The organism is Streptomyces sp. NBC_00683 (assembly GCF_036226745.1).
Taxonomy (GTDB): domain Bacteria; phylum Actinomycetota; class Actinomycetes; order Streptomycetales; family Streptomycetaceae; genus Streptomyces.
Genome location: NZ_CP109013.1, coordinates 6,376,933 through 6,394,972, shown reverse-complemented (window position 1 = coordinate 6,394,972; position 18,040 = coordinate 6,376,933). Strand labels below are relative to the sequence as shown.

The following is an 18,040-nucleotide window of genomic DNA, read 5'->3' as shown; positions in this document are numbered from 1 at the left end:
GGCCCCGTCGACGCGCTCCGGGGAGCCCGGGACGCGCCACGGCGCCCGCCATGGTCCGGTCGGGGACGAGGCGGGCGCCGTGTTCAGTTCCGTACGCCGTTGTACGGGACGTGTGTGTGCCGTGATCAGACCATCATGGAGCGGTCCGTCGGGCGGATCGGGGCCGGCAGTGCGCTGGCCCCGGTGAGGAAGCGGTCCACGCCGCGTGCCGCGGAGCGGCCCTCGGCGATGGCCCAGACGATCAGGGACTGGCCGCGGCCCGCGTCACCGGCGACGTAGACGCCGTCGACGTTGGTGGCGTAGTCCTTGTCGCGCGCGATGTTGCCGCGCTCGTCGAGGTCGAGGCCGAACTGCTGGACGAGGCCGTTGGCCTGGTCGGTGCCGGTGAAGCCCATGGCCAGGGTGACGAGCTGGGCGGGGATGACACGCTCGGTGCCGGCCTTCTGCTCCAGCTTGCCGTCCTTGAACTCCACCTCGATGAGGTGCAGGGACTGGACGTTGCCGTCCTCGTCTCCCTCGAAGTGGGTGGTGGAGACGGAGTAGACCCGCTCACCGCCCTCCTCGTGCGCGGAGGTGACCTTGTAGAGCATCGGGAAGGTCGGCCAGGGCTGGTTGGCGTTACGGTCCTCGCCCGGCTTCGGCATGATCTCCAGCTGGGTGACGGAGGCCGCGCCCTGCCGGTGGGCGGTGCCGACGCAGTCGGCGCCGGTGTCGCCGCCGCCGATGACGACGACGTGCTTGCCCTCGGCGGTGATCGGGGTGACCGTCAGGTCGCCCTCCTGCACCTTGTTGGCGAGCGGGAGGTACTCCATCGCGAAGTGCACGCCGTTCAGCTCACGGCCCGGGACGGGCAGGTCGCGGGAGACGGTGGCACCGGCCGCGATGACGATCGAGTCGTAGCGACGGCGCAGCTTCGCGGCGTCGATGTCGCGGCCGATCTCGATCTCGGTGCGGAACTTGGTGCCTTCCGCGCGCATCTGCTCGATGCGGCGGTTGATGTGCGACTTCTCCATCTTGAACTCGGGGATGCCGTAGCGCAGCAGGCCGCCGATGCGGTCGGCGCGCTCGTACACGACGACCGTGTGGCCGGCCCGGGTGAGCTGCTGGGCGGCGGCCAGGCCGGCCGGGCCGGAGCCGATGACGGCGACGGTCTTGCCGGAGAGGCGCTCGGGCGGCTGCGGGGTGACGTCGCCGCTGTCCCAGGCCTTGTCGATGATGGAGACTTCGACGTTCTTGATGGTGACGGCCGGCTGGTTGATGCCGAGCACGCACGCCGCCTCGCAGGGTGCGGGGCACAGCCGCCCGGTGAACTCCGGGAAGTTGTTCGTGGCGTGCAGGCGCTCGGACGCGGCCGTCCAGTCCTCGCGGTAGGCGAAGTCGTTCCACTCGGGAATGAGGTTTCCGAGCGGACAGCCCTGGTGGCAGAACGGGATGCCGCAGTCCATGCAGCGGCTCGCCTGCTTGCTGATGATCGGGAGCAGCGAGCCCGGAACGTAGACCTCGTTCCAGTCCTTGACGCGCTCGCCGACGGGGCGGGTCTTGGCGACCTCGCGGCCGGTGGTCAGGAAGCCCTTGGGGTCAGCCATTGGTCGCCGCCTCCATCATCTTCTCGGTGGTCTCCTGCTCGGAGAGACCGGCGAGCTCAGCGGCGTCCTTGGCGGCGAGCACTGCCTTGTAGGTGGACGGGATGATCTTGCTGAACCGGGCCACCGCGGTGTCCCAGTCGGCAAGCAGCTTCTCGGCGACCGTGGAGCCGGTCTCCTCCTGGTGGCGGCGCACGACGTCGTGCAGCCACTGCTTGTCGGTGTCGTCGAGCGGGCCGACGGCGCCGAGGTTGCCGGTGTTGACGTTGTCGGGGTCCAGGTCGATGACGTACGCGACCCCGCCCGACATGCCTGCGGCGAAGTTGCGTCCGGTCTCGCCGAGGACGACGGCGTGGCCGCCGGTCATGTACTCGCAGCCGTGGTCGCCCACGCCTTCCGAGACGACGGTCGCACCGGAGTTGCGGACGCAGAATCGTTCGCCGGTCCGGCCGCGCAGGAACAGTTCGCCGCCAGTCGCACCGTAGGCGATGGTGTTGCCCGCGATGGTGGAGTACTCGGCGAGGTGGTCGGCGCCGCGGTCCGGGCGGACGATGACCCGGCCGCCGGAGAGGCCCTTGCCGACGTAGTCGTTGGCGTCGCCCTCCAGGCGCAGTGTCACACCGCGCGGCACGAACGCTCCGAAGGACTGGCCGGCGGAACCGGTGAAGGTCACGTCGATGGTGTCCTCGGGCAGGCCCGCGCCGCCGAACTTCTTGGTGACCTCGTGGCCGAGCATGGTGCCGACGGTCCGGTTGATGTTCCGGATCGCGATCTGGGCCCGGACGGGCTGGGCGGCCTCTGCGCTGTCGGCGCCCAGGGCGTCGGCGGCGAGCTTGATCAGCTCGTTGTCGAGTGCCTTGGCGAGTCCGTGGTCCTGCTCGTTGATGCGGTGGCGCACCGCGCCCTCGGGCAGCTCGGGCACGTAGAAGAGGGGCTCCAGGTCGAGGCCCTGCGCCTTCCAGTGCGTGATCGCACGGTCGGTGTCGAGGAGCTCGGCGTGGCCGACGGCCTCCTCGATCGTGCGGAAGCCCAGCTCGGCGAGGATCTCGCGGACCTCTTCGGCGATGAACTCGAAGAAGTTGACGATGTACTCGGCCTTGCCGGAGAAGCGGTCGCGCAGGACCGGGTTCTGGGTGGCGATGCCGACCGGGCAGGTGTCGAGGTGGCAGACGCGCATCATGACGCAGCCGGAGACGACGAGCGGCGCGGTCGCGAAACCGAACTCCTCGGCGCCGAGCAGCGCGGCGATGACGACGTCGCGGCCGGTCTTGAGCTGGCCGTCGGTCTGGACGACGATGCGGTCGCGCAGGCCGTTGAGCAGCAGGGTCTGCTGGGTCTCGGCGAGGCCGAGCTCCCAGGGGCCGCCCGCGTGCTTGAGCGAGGTGAGCGGGGAGGCGCCCGTGCCGCCGTCGTGGCCGGAGATGAGGACGACGTCCGCGTGGGCCTTGGACACACCGGCCGCGACCGTGCCGACGCCCACTTCGGAGACCAGCTTTACGTGGATGCGGGCCGCCGGGTTGGCGTTCTTGAGGTCGTGGATCAGCTGAGCCAGGTCCTCGATGGAGTAGATGTCGTGGTGCGGCGGGGGCGAGATCAGACCGACGCCCGGGGTGGAGTGCCGGGTCTTGGCGACCCACGGGTAGACCTTGTGGCCGGGCAGCTGGCCGCCCTCGCCGGGCTTGGCGCCCTGCGCCATCTTGATCTGGATGTCGTCCGCGTTGACCAGGTATTCGCTGGTCACACCGAAGCGGCCGGAGGCGACCTGCTTGATGGACGAGCGGCGCGCCGGGTCGTACAGCCGGTCCGCGTCCTCGCCGCCCTCACCGGTGTTGGACTTGCCGCCCAGCTGGTTCATGGCGATGGCGAGGGTTTCGTGCGCCTCCTGCGAGATGGAGCCGTACGACATGGCGCCGGTGGAGAAGCGCTTGACGATGTCGGAGACGGACTCGACCTCGTCGATGGAGATCGGCTCGCGGCCCGACTTGAAGCCGAAGAGGCCGCGGAGCGTCATGAGGCGCTCGGACTGCTCGTTCACCCGGCCGGTGTACTTCTTGAAGATGTCGTACCGGCGGTTGCGGGTGGCGTGCTGGAGGCGGAAGACCGTCTCCGGGTCGAACAGGTGCGGCTCGCCCTCGCGGCGCCACTGGTACTCGCCGCCGATCTCCAGGGCGCGGTGCGACGCGGAGATGCCGGAGGCGGGGTAGGCCTTGGCGTGCCGGGCGGCGACCTCCTTGGCGACGATGACGAGGCCGGCGCCGCCGATCTTGGTGGCGGTGCCGTTGAAGTACTGCTGGACGAAGGCCTCGTCCAGGCCGACCGCCTCGAAGACCTGGGCGCCGCGGTAGGAGGCGACGGTCGAGATGCCCATCTTTGACATGACCTTCAGGACGCCCTTGCCGAGGGCGTAGATCAGGTTGCGGATGGCCTGCTCGGGCTCGATGCCCTCGATGAACGTTCCGGCGCGGACGAGGTCCTCGACGGACTCCATCGCGAGGTACGGGTTGACCGCGGCGGCGCCGTAGCCGATGAGCAGCGCGACGTGGTGGACCTCGCGTACGTCACCGGCCTCGACCAGCAGGCCCACCTGGGTGCGCTGCTTGGTGCGGATGAGGTGGTGGTGGACGGCCGAGGTGAGCAGCAGCGAGGGGATCGGTGCGTGCTCGGCGTCGGAGTGCCGGTCGGACAGGACGACCAGGCGGGCGCCGTCCTCTATGGCGGCGTCGACCTCGGTGCAGATCTCCTCGATCCGGGCGGCGAGGGCGTCGCCGCCGCCGCTGACCCGGTAGAGGCCGGCGAGGGTGGCGGCCTTCATGCCCGGCATGTCGCCGTCGGCGTTGATGTGTATGAGCTTGGCCAGCTCGTCGTTGTCGATCACCGGGAAGGGCAGCGTGACGGCTCGACACGCGGCCGGGCTCGGCTCCAGGATGTTCCCCTGGGGGCCCAGCGTGGAGCGCAGCGAGGTGACGAGCTCCTCGCGGATGGCGTCCAGCGGCGGGTTGGTGACCTGGGCGAACAGCTGGGTGAAGTAGTCGAAGAGCAGCCGGGGGCGCTCGGAGAGCGCGGCGATCGGTGAGTCGGTGCCCATGGAGCCCAGCGGTTCGCCGGCGGTGCGGGCCATCGGGGCGAGGAGGATACGGAGCTCTTCCTCGGTGTAGCCGAAGGTCTGCTGGCGGCGGGTGACCGAGGCGTGGGTGTGGACGATGTGCTCGCGCTCGGGGAGGTCCTCGAGCTCGATCTCGCCGGTTTCCAGCCACTCGGCGTAGGGCTGCTCGGCGGCGAGGGACGCCTTGATCTCGTCGTCCTCGACGATGCGGTGCTCGGCGGTGTCGACGAGGAACATCTTGCCGGGCTGGAGGCGGCCCTTGCGGACGACCTTGGCGGGGTCGATATCCAGGACACCGACCTCGGAGGAGAGGACGACGAGGCCGTCGTCGGTGACCCAGTAGCGGCCGGGGCGCAGACCGTTGCGGTCGAGGACCGCGCCGACCTGGGTGCCGTCGGTGAAGGTGACGCAGGCCGGGCCGTCCCAGGGCTCCATCATCGTGGAGTGGTACTGGTAGAACGCGCGTCGGGCGGGGTCCATGGACGCGTGGTTCTCCCACGCCTCGGGGACCATCATCAGCACCGAGTGCGGCAGCGAGCGGCCGCCGAGGTGGAGGAGCTCCAGGACCTCGTCGAAGGAGGCCGAGTCGGAGGCGTCCGGGGTGCAGACGGGGAAGATCCGGTCGAGCTGCGCGGAACCGAAGAGGCTGGAGGCGAGCTGGGACTCGCGGGCCTTCATCCAGTTGCGGTTGCCCTTGACCGTGTTGATCTCGCCGTTGTGCGCGACGAAGCGGTACGGGTGGGCGAGCGGCCAGCTCGGGAAGGTGTTGGTGGAGAAGCGGGAGTGGACCAGCGCGACCGTGGTGGCGAAACGGCGGTCGGAGAGGTCCGGGAAGAACGGCTCCAGCTGGCCGGTGGTGAGCATGCCCTTGTAGACGATCGTGCGTGCGGAGAGCGAGGGGAAGTACACCCCGGCCTCACGCTCGGCGCGCTTGCGCAGGACGAAGGCCTTGCGGTCGAGGGCGATGCCGGTGCTCGTACCGTCCGCGACGACGATCTGGCGGAAGTCGGGCATCGTGGCCCGGGCACCGTTGCCCAGGAGGTCCGGGGTGACCGGTACCTCGCGCCAGCCGAGGACGTCGAGGCCCTCTTCGCCGGCGATCTTCTCGATCTGCTGGACGGACTCGGTGGAGTCGTCAGCGGACAGGAACGCGATTCCGACGGCGTAGGAACCCGCCTCGGGGAGGTCGAAGGCGACCTCTTCGCGGAGGAAGGCATCCGGTACCTGGAGCAGAATGCCGGCGCCGTCACCCGAGTCGGGCTCGGATCCGGTGGCGCCGCGGTGTTCGAGGTTGCGCAGTACCGTCAGCGCCTGCTCGACCAGCTCATGGCTGGCCACACCGGTCAGAGTGGCCACGAACCCGACGCCACAGGCGTCGTGCTCGTTACGGGGGTCGTACATCCCCTGCTGAACGGGGCGACCGTCCATGGGCGACCAGGCGTCGGAACGCATCGGCTCTCCCGTCGTCGTCGTGGCATGTGCTGTGCCGAGGGACGACGTTGGCCCTCTGCGAAATTTCGTGCAGGTTACATGATGGAACGCTTCTCAAAAAGCGAATAGTCCGTTCCAACATGCGGACACCACGGAGTCGTGGTGGAGGTGGGTCACGATCGGACGGATCCTTGTGGATCACCGTCCGGGGAGACCGCAGAGAGCAGGCGTCGTTGCCCGCGGTGTGTACGGCTCTTGCCCGGCGGTCATGGAATCGAAACCGCTGAGTAACGGCTACTTATGTGTAGCGCTGCATAGTGTCTCATTTTACGGCTCGGAGACCCCATCCGCCCAGTGACGTGCGTCAAGACGTATGTCACACCGGATCCGCGCCCTTCGGGCTTCGGCAGAGGGAGGCCGACGCAAGCGTTCACCGAAGGTCGTCGGACGGACACGGTCAGCAGCGGTCCGCAACCCGTGCGGGGGCGACCGCGCCCCTGCCGACAGGGCGCCGCAAGGAGCCGCTAATACGTTGGTGGGGGCGCCGTTAACGCTGTTAGGTTCGGGGCGTTTGTCGACGCACAAGTGGGGGGAACACATGCGCAGAACCAAGATCATCGCCATCGCTCTGATGCCCACGCTCACACTCACGCCGGTCCTTGTCGGAGCGGGCCTCACCACGGCGCTCGTGGTGGGGGCGCCGGCGGCCTCGGCGGCCGAGCGGGGGTGGGAGGCACCAGCCCCGCTCACCGCCGAGAACGGTGCCAACTCCGCCGCGGGCGTGAAGGTCACCTCGGACGGCACCGCCGTCACGGTATGGACGCGTGGCACCGGGGAAGGCCCGCAGGAGCTGTGGGGCGCGACCCGTCCTGCCGACGCCACCGCGTGGAACGCCCCGGTGCGCATAGCCGCCGACCAGAAGTACCTGTCCGACGTGTACCTGGTCACCGGCAGGGACGGTTCGGCCACGGTCTCCTGGAACCGCTTCACGACGGAGCGCTTCGACAGGCACAGCACCTCGACGCTTCTGCCCGGTGCCGAGGCGTGGACGGCTCCCCTGCCGATCACGTCCGCGCCGTTCGCGAACGACCTCGTGCTGGTGCCGGGGCCCGGCAGCGGCCTCACCGCCGTCTGGAACGGCAACCCGACGCCCGGGGAGGACGAGACGGACGTGGGGGTCTACGCCTCCGATCTGGCGGCACCGGGAGCCGCCTGGTCCGACGCGGTCCACGTCGGAGGCGGGAGCGTCTACGAGCTGGACGCGGCCGCGGCGGACGACGGCGCGGTGACCGTCGCCTGGCAGGCCGACGTCTCCGGGACGGCGGCGATCCGGGTGTCGACGCGGCCGGCGGGCTCGGCCGGCTGGAGCGCCCCCGGGACCGTCACGACCGGCGGGTCGTCGCCGATCGAACTGGACGTACAGGCGTCTGCCGACGGCGCGGCCCTGGTCAGCTGGTGGGAGGGCAACTCCACCCGCTCCCTCGTCTACCGCCCGGCCGGCAGCGCGACGTGGGGCAGGACCGAGTACCTCCCCGCCGACCCGAACAGGGGCACCACCTCACCGCCGCAGCTGGAACCCGACGGCCGGGTGACGGCGTTGTGGGCCGGGGACAGCACCCTGCTCCGGACGGCGACCCGCGCGGTGGGCGGCACCTGGTCGCAGCCCGGCACCGTGGTCGCCGGGACCCACGTGCTCAACCTCTGGGACCCGAGCGTCGGTCACGACGGCTCGCTCGCCGCCGTGTGGACGACTCTCGAGGGCGAGCTGTGGGCCGTGGTGCGCTCCGAGGGCACCTGGGGCGATCCCGTGCACGTGGGCCAGGTCGACCTCCACGCGCAGGGCTCCGTGGCCACCGGTGCGGACGGCCGTGCCGTCGCGGTGTGGAACAAGGAGCTCGGGCTGACGGACGACTACTACCGCATCGACCAGGTCTGGACGACGGCCACGGGTGCCGCGAAGCCGGGAGTCCCGGCCGCGCGCCGGGACTACGTCGGCAACGACGGTTTCCCTGACCTGTACGCGCGCCGGACCGACGGTTCGCTGCTCGTGTACCAGGGCAACTCGGCCGGGACGGTGTCGGCGACGGCCGACGGCGGGACCTGGCCCACGACGTCCACCCTGGTTCCCTTCGGGGACCTCAACGGTGACGGTGCGAACGACACCCTGGTCACCGACGGGGCGGGCAACCTGTCCCGCTACAGCCCGCAGCGGGGCACCGCCGTGACGCCCCAATCCCCCTCCGTGAAGTTCGGCGGCGGCTGGACGGCCTTCGACGGCCTGACCTACTCGGGCGACCTCACCGACGACGGCATCCCGGACCTGGTGGCCCGGCAGACCGCGACCGGTGACCTGTACCTGTTCGCCGGCACCGAGGCGGGCGGCCTGACCCGCACCGGCCGGATCGGCACCAGCTGGAAGAGCCTGACCATCGTCGGCGCGGGCGACCTCAACGGCGACAAGCACGCCGACATCGTCGCCCGCACCACCAACGGCGACCTGTACCGGTACTACGGCACCGGCAAGGGCACCATCTCCTCCGGCACGAAGATCGGCTCCGGCTGGGGCGGCATGGCCGACTTCGTCGGCATCGGCGACCTCACCGGCGACGGCAAGGACGACATCCTCGGCCGCACGACCACCGGCGACCTCTACCGCTACGCCGGCAACGGCACCGGCGGTATCGGCTCCGGCGTCAAGATCGGCACCGGCTGGAAGAGCTTCGCCGGCATCCAGTAGCGGTCCGCACGAGTACGGCGATGGCACGGCCCCAAGACGGGGCCGTGCCATCGCCGTATCCGAAGAGCCCCCGCTGGAGGGCGGCCCGTCAGCCGACGGCCACGCCGAACAGGGTGCCGAGACCGTACGTGATCGCTGCGGCGGCCCCGCCGAGCACGAGCTGGCGCAGTCCGCTGAACCACCAGGTGCGCGCCGTCACCCGGGCCACCACCGCGCCGCAGCCGAACAGGCCGATCAGGGCGAGGAGCACGGCGGGCCACAGCGCGGTGGCGCCGAGCAGGAAGGGCAGCACGGGCAGCAGGGCACCCAGCGCGAAGGCGCCGAAGGACGAGACGGCTGCGACGAGCGGCGAGGGCAGGTCGCCGGGGTCGATGCCGAGCTCCTCGCGGGCGTGGATCTCCAGCGCCTGCTCGGGGTCCCTGGACAGCTGCCGGGCGACCTCGCGGGCCAGCTCGGGCTCGACGCCCCGGGACTCGTACAGCCCGGCGAGCTCCCGCATCTCGTCCTTGGGGTGCTTACGCAGTTCCCGCCGCTCGACGTCGAGCTCCGCCTCGACGAGCTCGCGCTGCGAGGCGACGGAGGTGTACTCGCCGGCCGCCATCGAGAACGCGCCCGCGGCCAGACCGGCCAGGCCCGTGATGACGAGGGTCTGCTGGGATACCGCCCCTCCGGCGACGCCGGTCATGAGGGCGAGGTTGGAGACGAGGCCGTCCATGGCTCCGAAGACCGCGGGCCGCAGCCAGCCACCGTTCACATCGCGGTGGGTGTGGTTGTCCCGGTGCGCCTCGTGCAGTACGGCGTCGGTCTCGATGATGGACACAGCTCTCCCCTTGTCCGGGAGCGGACTCCATGCGTCCCGCCCCCCGTTTCAACAAGCTCGAAAGTACGCACGAAAAAGGGCTCCCGCCAGCAAGGAAGGCCGTACTTACCTACCTCTGGGGCCTTCTTCGCGGCGTCATCCGTGTGGCCCTTTTGTGGTCGTGATCCGCCTCGTGGGGGTCTCGGCGTGGGACAGATCGCACAGGTGGTTCGCACAGGCGGTGAACTGCCCTGTGCGAGCGAAGGGTCGACGCGATGGAGCTGATGGCAGGCAGTCCGGCGGAGCCGCCGGCGGGCAGGGGTGCCGGGGATCCCGGTTCGCCCGGCGGTACGGGTGACCGGGCCCGGGGGGCGCTGCTGGGGCTCGCGGTGGGCGACGCTCTCGGTGCCCCGGCGGAGAACATGCGGCCGTCCGAGATCCGTCGCCGGTGGGGCCGGATCGAGGGTTTCGTCAGCGACGACCCGGCGGGGACGGACGACACCGAGTACGCGATCTTCTCGGGGCTGCTGCTGGCCAGGCACGGTTCGGCGCTGACGGTTTCGCACGTCGAGCGCGCCTGGCACCACTGGATCGCCGACCTCGACGAGGGTCCGTTCCGCGGTGCGGGGTTCAGTGAGCGCGGCACGCTGGAGAACCTGCGGCGCGGACTCGCCGCCCCGATCTCCGCCCAGCACCGGCATGCGTGGAGCGACGGCCTCGCGATGCGGGCGGCGCCGTTCGGCGTGTTCGCGGCGGGCCGGCCGGCGGAGGCGGCCCGGCTGGTGGCGGTGGACGGCCGGGTCAGTCATGAGGGGGAGGGCATCTACGGCGGCCAGGCGGTCGCGGCGGGGGTGGCCGCCGCGATGGTGGGGGCCGGGCTCGCCTCGGTGATCGCGGCCGCGCTCTCGGTCGTACCGATGGACTCCTGGACCGCCCGTTCGCTGCGGCGCGCGGTCACGGCCGCGCAGCGCCCCTACCCGGACCGGCTGGCGAGGGAACGCGCGGTGCGCTCCGCGGTGGTGATCGGCGGCTACCCGTGGACGGATCTGGCACCGGAGGCGGTCGGGCTGGCCTTCGGCGCGTTCACGGCGGCGCGGGGCGACTTCCGTACGGCGGTGCTGACGGCCGTGAACATGGGCCGGGACGCCGATACGACGGCGGCGGTGGCGGGTGCGCTGGCCGGCGCCCTGCACGGGGCGTCGGCGATCCCGCAGGAGTGGGCGTCGAAGATCGGCCCGGTGCGGGGCAGCTGCCTGCCGTCGATGCGCGGGTACCACGTCCTGGACATTGCGGAGCTGCTGACGCCGGACGACGCGGAGGACGGGCCGGGTGCGCCGCCCGGGGCGGTGGGCGGCACACCGGTCCGGGACCGGCCCGCCCCCGCCTCCTCCTGGTACGAGCCGGCCGGATCGCCTCCACGGGACGGGACCGGTGCCCCGCTGACCGAACCGGCAGTCACGCCCGCCGCCCCCTCCGTCGCCACCGTTCACGGAGCCACCCGATGACCGCCGCGCACGGGGCCGCCGGGGGCTCCTCGCCCATCCCGGGGGGCGCCTCGCCCACCTCCGGGCCCACGGCCCCGGGCCACTCGGCCCCGGGCCACTCGGCCCCGCCGGACGCGGCCCCCCACCGTGTCGCCATCCACATCGCGGCCGAGCCGGCCGCCCGTCCCCCTGCCGGCAGGCAGTCGGCCAAGGGCCCACGGGCGCGCACCGCACCCGGCCGGCAGGCCCGGATCGAGGGGCTGCTGCTCGGTCTGGCGGCCGGGGACGCCGCCGGGTGGCCCGCCGCGCGGCACCGGGCGGCGCGGATGCCCGAGTGGACCCGGCGGCTCACCCGGGAGCTGGACACCTTCGCCGAGCAGAACGCGACGACGACGCTGCCCGTACCCATCGCCCTCAATCAGCCGCCCGAGCCCCTCAGGCTCGGTCCGTCCGACGATGCCGAGTGGGCGGCGTTCGCCGCCCGGACGGTGCTGGCCGCCGCGGCCGACCACGCGCCAGGCCTCTCCCCCGGCCACCGGATGCGGGACGCGATCGACCGGTCCTGGAACGCCCTGGCCGCGAAGGTCGCCGCCGCGAGTGCCCGGGCGCCGGAGGTCGAGTCCGCCGTTCTTCCGCTCCGGGCCCGGATCTCCGTACGGGCCGGCCTCGGCAACCTCGCCGCCGGACTGCGCCCGCCCGCCACCGGGCACGACAACCCGCACTACTTCGACGACGCGGCCTGCGTCAGGGCCGCCGTCCTCGCGGTCGTGCACCCGGGCGATCCCATCGCGGCGGCCGGACTCGCCGAATTCGACGCCCGGTACACGCAGGACGGCGACGGGGTGCACGGCGCCCGTGCCGTTGCCGCGGCGATCGCCGAGGCGCTCGCGGGGGCGGACGTCGACGCCGCGGTGAACGCCGCGCTCGAACAGCTGCCCGAGGGAACCGAGATCGCCCGCAACGCGGTCCACGCCGTGCGCCTGGCCCGGGAGTTCGCCGACGAGACGGCGGGTGCTTTCGCCCTGGTCCCCGTTCTGGAGCACCAGATCGTCGACCACGTCTACAGCTACGGGATCGCCGCGGCCGAGACCGTGCCCGTCGCCCTCGCCCTGGCGACCGCCGCCCGGGGCGATATCGCCCAGGCCGTGCCCGCGGCCGCCTGCCTGTCCCGGGTCGCCGACTCCGCGCCCGCCCTCGCCGGGGCGCTGACCGGGGCGCTGGGCGGGGCCGGCACGATCCCCGCGGGCTGGCGCGAGGCCTGCCGCACGCTGGCGGGGTGTGCGCTGCCCCGCCTCGCCGGCACCGATCTCATCGAACTCGCCGGGCTGCTGGCAGCCACGGAACCGGCCACCACGGGTGGACAATCCCGGCATGACACCCAAAACGCCCGCACCGTCCTCGGCAGGTACGACCACCACGACGCTCACCCTGGATGAGCGGATCACCGGCGCACTCGTCGGCGCCGCCGTCGGTGACGCACTCGGCGGCCCCGTCGAGGGCTGGACCCCGGAGCAGATCGCCGAGCGCCACGGCGGCCGGGTGAACGGCATCGTCGGCCCCTGGCACGGCGAAGCGTGGCGCACCGCGCGCCCCATCGCCCCGTACCACAAGGGCGACGGGCACGTCACCGACGACACCCTGATGACGCATGCGCTGGTGCGGGTCTACGGCACGGTACGCGATCACCTGGACGCGTACTCCGTGGCGGACCACCTCGTACCGGATCTGATGTCCCGTCCCCGCTGGATCCCGGAGCTGGAGGCGGAGGCGCTGCCGCTGCAGCGGATCTTCCTCGCGGAGAAGTGGATCGTCACGCGGCTGCACTACGGCCACGCCGACCCGCGCGAGGCGGGCTCGGGGAACATCGTGAACTGCGGGGCGGCGATGTACATGGCACCGGTCGGCCTGGTGAACGCCGCCCACCCCGAGGCCGCGTACGCGGAGGCGCTGGATGTCGCGGGGGCCCACCAGTCCTCGTACGGACGGGAGGCGGCCGGGGTCCTCGCCGCCGCGGTCGCCGCCGCCTGCGCCCCGGACGCCACGCCCTCCTCCGTCGTCGGAACCTGTCTGGCCCTGGCGAAGGACGGGACACGGGCGGCGATCGAGGCGGTGTGCGACGTGGCCGCCGGGTACAGCGACTTCGAGTCGGCGCTGGTGCCCCTGCGCGAGGCCGTGGCCCCCTTCGACACGGTGGGCCCCGACTACCGCGACCCCTCGCTCGGTGCCCGGCGGCCCTCCCGGCTGCACTCCATCGAGGAACTGCCGGTCGCGCTCGGCATGCTGCTCGTGGGCGGGGGCGACTACCGCCGCACGGTGCTCGGTTCGGTCAACTACGGCCGGGACTGCGACTCGATCGCGACGATGAGCGGCGCGATCGCGGGCGCGCTCCACGGCGAGCAGGCCATCCCCGCCGCCTGGGTGAAAACGGTCGCCGACGCCAGCCGCCTCGATCTGCACGCCCCGGCACGGGTCCTGACGGAGGTCGCCCGCGAGGTCTTCGTACGGGACACGGCGCGCCGCCGGGCCCACGAGTCGGCGTTCGCGACGCTGGCCGGCCCGCGATGACCGTACGGCTCACGTGGGTTCAGCCCGAGGACCTGGTCGGGCACGAGCTGCGGCAGGCGGCGCAGGACGGCCGGGACGCCCGGGACATCGAGGAGCGCTGGTACGGGTCCGGCGGCGCCCCCGCTCCGGAGCGCGCCGGTGCCTCGGCGCTTCCCGCGGCGCCCCGGATGCGCGCACTGGCCGCACAGCTGCTCGACGAACTCGCCCTGCTGGAGAGCCCGCTGTCCGACGTCGAGCCGACGGACCTGGCGGCGATCCGGGACGCCTGCCCCCGCTGGCCGGCCCCCCGCACCCGGCCCGTCGCTCTCGGACCCGAGCGGCTGCACGCGGCCTGGCTGGGCCGGGCCGCAGGCTGCCTGCTCGGCAAGCCCGTGGAGAAGCTGCCCCTCGCCGGTATCCGCTCCCTCGCGCAGGCCACCGGCAACTGGCCGCTCACCACCTGGTTCACGGCCCGTGGCCTGCCCGGCGAACTGACCGCCGCCTACCCCTGGAACCGCCGCTCGGCCGCCACCTCCCTCGCCGAGAACATCGACGGCATGCCGGAGGACGACGACCTCAACCACCCCCTGCTCACGGTGCTGCTGCTCCAGCGCCACGGACGCGCTTTCGGCACGACCGACCTCGCCCGGCTCTGGCTCGACGAACTCCCCGCCGGCCGGCTCTTCACCGCGGAGCGCATCGCGTACCGCAATCTCCTCGACGGCATCGAGCCGCCGGAGACCGCCCGCTACCGCAACCCCTTCCGCGAATGGATCGGCGCCCAGATCCGGGCCGATGTGCACGGCTGGACACACCCGGCCGACCCGGCCGCCGCCGCCGAGCAGGCGCACCGGGACGCGGTGCTCACCCACACGGCCAACGGGGTGTACGGGGCGATGTTCACCGCGGCCGCCCTCGCCGAGGCGGCCGGCGGCGAGACGGATGTGCACGGGTGTCTCGCGGCCGGACTGCGCGTGGTGCCGCCCCGTTCCCGGTACGCGCACGCGGTGCGCCTCGGGATCGCGAGCGCCCGTGCCGAACCGGACTTCGACACCGTCGTGGACCGGCTCCACGCCGCCTACGGGGCGACCCACCACTGGGTGCACGTCCTGCCCAACGCCGCGGTGCTCGCCGCCGCGCTCACCCACGCCGACGGCGACTTCGGCCGCTCCATCGGCTGCGCCGTGTCCGGCGGCTGGGACACCGACTCGAACGGTGCGACGGCCGGTTCGCTCGCGGGGCTTCTGGCCGGGCGGCCCACCGCGCTGCCCGACCACTGGACCGCCCCGCTGAAGAACCGGCTCGCCACATCCGTCCCCGGTTTCGACTCCATCGGCTTCGACACCCTCGCCGAACTGACCCACCAGGAGGTATGCCGCCCATGACAGCGATCGCGGTGCTCGGCAGCACCAACATGGACCTAGTCACCTACGTCGCCCGGGCGCCCGCGCTCGGGGAGACCGTCACCGGACGGGAGCTGCGGACCGTGCCCGGCGGCAAAGGGGCCAATCAGGCCGTCGCCGCTGCCCGCGCGGGCGGTGAGGTGGTGATGATCGGCGCGGTCGGGACCGACGAGTTCGGCTCACGGCTGCGGACGAATCTGGAGCACGCGGGCGTGGACACGGACCTGCTGCACACGGCCGCAGGTCCCAGCGGCACCGCCCACATCGTCGTCGACGACGAGGGCGCGAACGCGATCGTGGTGATTCCCGGTGCCAACGGCACCGTCACCACGCTCGGCCCGGGAGAGCACGCCGCCATCGCCGCCGCGGGTCTGCTGCTCCTCCAGCTGGAACTCCCGCTCTCCGCGGTGACCGAGGCCGCGCGGGCCGCGAAGGCCCGGGGTGTACGGACGGTCCTCACCCCCTCCCCCGTACAGCCGCTGCCGTCCGAACTCCTGGACGCCGTCGACCTGCTGATCCCCAATGAGCACGAGGCGGCGGCGCTCTCCGGATGCGACGAACCGCACGCGGCCGCGCAGATCCTGCTCCGGCAGGTCCCGGAGGTCGTGATCACGCTCGGCCGGAAGGGGTGCCTGTACGCGACCCGGGGAGGCGAAGCCGTCCTGTTCCCGGCGCCCGAGGTGACCGCCGTCGACACGACCGGTGCGGGTGACACGTTCGTCGGGACGCTGGCCGTGGCGCTCGGCGAGGGCCGGGCCGTCCCCGAGGCGCTGGCCTGGGCGTCCTCGGCCGCGGCGCTCTGCGTACAGAGACCCGGTGCCTCCACGTCCATGCCGTACCGCAGTGAGATCGATGCCGCATGAGTACGACGACCGCACCTCTCGCCGGCCTGCGGGTCCTGGACATCGCCACCCTGTTCGCCGGACCGCTCGCGGCCACGATGCTCGGCGACTTCGGCGCCGAGGTCATCAAGGTCGAGCATCCGCGCAAGCCCGACCCGTCGCGCGGGCACGGTCCCGCGAAGGACGGGGTGGGCCTGTGGTGGAAGCTGCTCGGCCGCAACAAGCGCACCCTGACGCTCGACCTGTCCAGCCCCGGCGGGCGGGACGTGCTCCTGCGGCTGGCGGCGGACACCGACGTGATCATCGAGAACTTCCGGCCGGGGACACTGGAGCGCTGGGGCCTGGGCTGGGAGGAACTGCGCGCCGTCAATCCGCGGCTGGTACTGGCCCGGGTCACCGGCTTCGGCCAGTTCGGCCCGTACGCGCACCGGCCGGGCTTCGGCACACTCGCGGAGGCGATGAGCGGCTTCGCCGCCGTGACCGGTGAGCCGGACGGGCCGCCGACCCTGCCGCCGTTCGGGCTCGCCGACTCGATCGCGGCACTCGCGACGGCGTACGCGGTGATGACTGCCCTGGCGGGGCGCGACCGCACCGGCGCGGGACAGGTGGTCGACATGGCGATCATCGAGCCGATCCTGACGGTCCTGGGGCCGCAGCCGCTCTGGTACGACCAGCTGGGCTACGTCCAGCCGCGTACGGGGAACCGCTCCCGCAACAACGCCCCGCGCAACACCTACCGGACCTCCGACGGCCACTGGGTCGCCGTCTCGACCTCGGCCCAGTCGGTCGCCGAGCGCGTGATGCGGCTGGTGGGCCGCCCGGACCTGATCGACGAACCGTGGTTCGCCGCCGGGACCACGCGCGCCGAGCACGCCGACGAACTCGACGAGGCCGTCGGCCACTGGATCGCCCGGCGCACCCGGGAGGAGGCTGTGTCGGCGTTCGAGAAGGCAGAGGCCGCGATCGCTCCGATCCAGGACGTACGGGACGTGATGGAGGATCCGCAGTACCGGGCGCTGGGCACGATCACCGAGGTCGACGACCCCGAGCTGGGGCCGCTACGGATGCAGAACGTGCTGTTCCGGCTCTCGGAGACGCCCGGGGAGATCCGCTGGGCCGGGCGGCCGCACGGCGCGGACACGGACGAGATCCTGGCGGGGCTCGGCCTGTCGGCCCCGAGCATCGCGGCCCTGCGGGACGAGGGGGCGCTGTGAGCACCAGGGCGGTCGCGCTGACCTGGCTGTACGTGCCCGGGGACCGCCCGGAGGTGGTCCGCAAGGCGCTCCGCTCGGGCGCGCACGTGGTGATCGTCGACCTGGAGGACGCGGTCGCGCCGGACCGCAAGGAGTACGCGCGTGCGGCGACCGCGGAACTGCTCACCGATCCCGGTACGGCCGACGCCGTACCGGTCCATGTCCGGGTCCACGGCGAGGACGACGTCAAGGCTCTCGCAGGGCTTCCCGGCCTGTCCGGGATGCGGCTTCCCAAGATCACCCATGCGGCTTCGGTGCACCACGTCGCGGCGCTGGCGCCGGGGGTCGCGCTGTATCCGCTGCTGGAGTCGGCCATGGCGATCGAGCACGCGTACTCGATCGCCAGCGCCCATCACGACGTGCGGGGTGTGGCACTGGGCGAGGCGGATCTCAGGGCCGACCTGGGGGTGCGGGACGATGCCGGGCTCGACTGGCCGCGCAGCCGTCTCGTGGTCGCGGCACGGGCGGCGGGGCTCGATCCGCCCGCCATGTCGGTGTTCACGGACGTCAAGGACCTGTCCGGGCTGCGGTCGTCCTGTGCGCACGGGCGGGACCTGGGACTGCTCGGACGTGCGGCGATCCATCCCCGGCAGCTGCCCGTCATCGAGCGGGCGTTCCGGCCGACATCGCGGGAGGTCGAGGCCGCGGAGCAGATCGTGGAGGCGTCGCGGGCACAGGCGGGGGCGATGGCGCTGCCTGACGGGAGGTTCGTCGACGCGGCGGTGGTGGCCACCGCGCAGAGGACCCTGGCGCTGGCGGGACGCGTGGCGTGAGGCCCGATCGGCCCGGGTGCCGGGCCGGGGCACGCGAAGGGGCCGCCGGACCTGTGTGGTCCGGCGGCCCCTTCGCGTGGCTCCAGGT

At 72.4% G+C, this 18,040-nt stretch carries 11 protein-coding genes; 8 read left to right on the top strand and 3 right to left on the bottom strand.

The genetic code is table 11. The annotated features are described in order from the left end of the window. Nucleotides 1–125: 125 nt before the first annotated feature. Nucleotides 126–1,586, bottom strand: a complete 1,461-nt coding sequence (locus tag OG257_RS28525) for a glutamate synthase subunit beta (protein ID WP_329212126.1) — start codon at nucleotides 1,584–1,586, stop codon at nucleotides 126–128. Beyond that, complete coding sequence (gltB, locus tag OG257_RS28520; RefSeq protein ID WP_329212124.1) at nucleotides 1,579–6,138, bottom strand: glutamate synthase large subunit; 4,560 nt, start codon at nucleotides 6,136–6,138, stop codon at nucleotides 1,579–1,581. Before gltB ends, OG257_RS28525 begins: the two co-directional genes overlap by 8 nt. Nucleotides 6,139–6,715: 577 nt before the next feature. Between gltB and OG257_RS28515 the strand changes: the two genes are divergently transcribed. Then, complete coding sequence (locus OG257_RS28515) at nucleotides 6,716–8,854, top strand: FG-GAP repeat domain-containing protein (RefSeq protein WP_329212122.1); 2,139 nt, start codon at nucleotides 6,716–6,718, stop codon at nucleotides 8,852–8,854. A gap of 88 nt (nucleotides 8,855–8,942) precedes the next feature. On the opposite strand, the gene OG257_RS28510 is transcribed toward OG257_RS28515, so the two are convergent. Continuing rightward, complete coding sequence (locus OG257_RS28510; RefSeq protein ID WP_329212121.1) at nucleotides 8,943–9,674, bottom strand: VIT1/CCC1 transporter family protein; 732 nt, start codon at nucleotides 9,672–9,674, stop codon at nucleotides 8,943–8,945. A 254-nt stretch (nucleotides 9,675–9,928) separates the two neighbouring features. On the opposite strand from OG257_RS28510, the gene OG257_RS28505 reads away from it, so the two are divergent. Genes OG257_RS28505 through OG257_RS28475 form a run of 7 tightly spaced genes read left to right on the top strand, consistent with a single transcriptional unit; the run spans nucleotide 9,929 to nucleotide 17,952 of the window. After that, on the top strand, nucleotides 9,929–11,158 hold the full coding sequence (locus tag OG257_RS28505; protein WP_329212119.1) for an ADP-ribosylglycohydrolase family protein: 1,230 nt from the start codon (nucleotides 9,929–9,931) through the stop codon (nucleotides 11,156–11,158). Then, nucleotides 11,155–12,573 carry an ADP-ribosylglycohydrolase family protein gene (locus OG257_RS28500; protein WP_329212117.1) on the top strand — a complete coding sequence of 473 codons (1,419 nt, stop codon included), beginning with the start codon at nucleotides 11,155–11,157 and terminating at the stop codon, nucleotides 12,571–12,573. Before OG257_RS28505 ends, OG257_RS28500 begins: the two co-directional genes overlap by 4 nt. Beyond that, entirely contained in the window at nucleotides 12,509–13,702 is a 1,194-nt protein-coding gene (locus OG257_RS28495; RefSeq protein ID WP_329212115.1) for an ADP-ribosylglycohydrolase family protein, read from the top strand. The genes OG257_RS28500 and OG257_RS28495 overlap by 65 nt, the downstream gene beginning before the upstream one ends. Next, nucleotides 13,699–15,066, top strand: a complete 1,368-nt coding sequence (locus OG257_RS28490) for an ADP-ribosylglycohydrolase family protein (RefSeq protein WP_329212113.1) — start codon at nucleotides 13,699–13,701, stop codon at nucleotides 15,064–15,066. Before OG257_RS28495 ends, OG257_RS28490 begins: the two co-directional genes overlap by 4 nt. Further along, nucleotides 15,063–15,947: a ribokinase gene (rbsK, locus tag OG257_RS28485; protein ID WP_329212111.1), complete on the top strand. Its 885-nt coding sequence runs from the start codon at nucleotides 15,063–15,065 to the stop codon at nucleotides 15,945–15,947. The genes OG257_RS28490 and rbsK overlap by 4 nt, the downstream gene beginning before the upstream one ends. Next, entirely contained in the window at nucleotides 15,944–17,140 is a 1,197-nt protein-coding gene (locus OG257_RS28480) for a CaiB/BaiF CoA transferase family protein (RefSeq protein ID WP_329212109.1), read from the top strand. The genes rbsK and OG257_RS28480 overlap by 4 nt, the downstream gene beginning before the upstream one ends. Continuing rightward, a complete protein-coding gene (locus tag OG257_RS28475; RefSeq protein ID WP_329212107.1) occupies nucleotides 17,137–17,952 on the top strand; it encodes an HpcH/HpaI aldolase/citrate lyase family protein in 816 nt (271 codons plus the stop codon). The genes OG257_RS28480 and OG257_RS28475 overlap by 4 nt, the downstream gene beginning before the upstream one ends. Nucleotides 17,953–18,040 lie beyond the last annotated feature (88 nt).

Excerpts from the sequence above, each read along its gene's own strand:
- OG257_RS28525 (WP_329212126.1), bottom strand. The coding sequence starts at position 1,586 with ATGGCTGACCCCAAGGGCTTCCTGACCACCGGCCGCGAGGTCGCCAAG.
- gltB (WP_329212124.1), bottom strand. The coding sequence starts at position 6,138 with ATGCGTTCCGACGCCTGGTCGCCCATGGACGGTCGCCCCGTTCAGCAG.
- OG257_RS28515 (WP_329212122.1), top strand. The coding sequence starts at position 6,716 with ATGCGCAGAACCAAGATCATCGCCATCGCTCTGATGCCCACGCTCACA.
- OG257_RS28505 (WP_329212119.1), top strand. The coding sequence starts at position 9,929 with ATGGAGCTGATGGCAGGCAGTCCGGCGGAGCCGCCGGCGGGCAGGGGT.
- OG257_RS28500 (WP_329212117.1), top strand. The coding sequence starts at position 11,155 with ATGACCGCCGCGCACGGGGCCGCCGGGGGCTCCTCGCCCATCCCGGGG.
- OG257_RS28495 (WP_329212115.1), top strand. The coding sequence starts at position 12,509 with ATGACACCCAAAACGCCCGCACCGTCCTCGGCAGGTACGACCACCACG.
- OG257_RS28490 (WP_329212113.1), top strand. The coding sequence starts at position 13,699 with ATGACCGTACGGCTCACGTGGGTTCAGCCCGAGGACCTGGTCGGGCAC.
- rbsK (WP_329212111.1), top strand. The coding sequence starts at position 15,063 with ATGACAGCGATCGCGGTGCTCGGCAGCACCAACATGGACCTAGTCACC.
- OG257_RS28480 (WP_329212109.1), top strand. The coding sequence starts at position 15,944 with ATGAGTACGACGACCGCACCTCTCGCCGGCCTGCGGGTCCTGGACATC.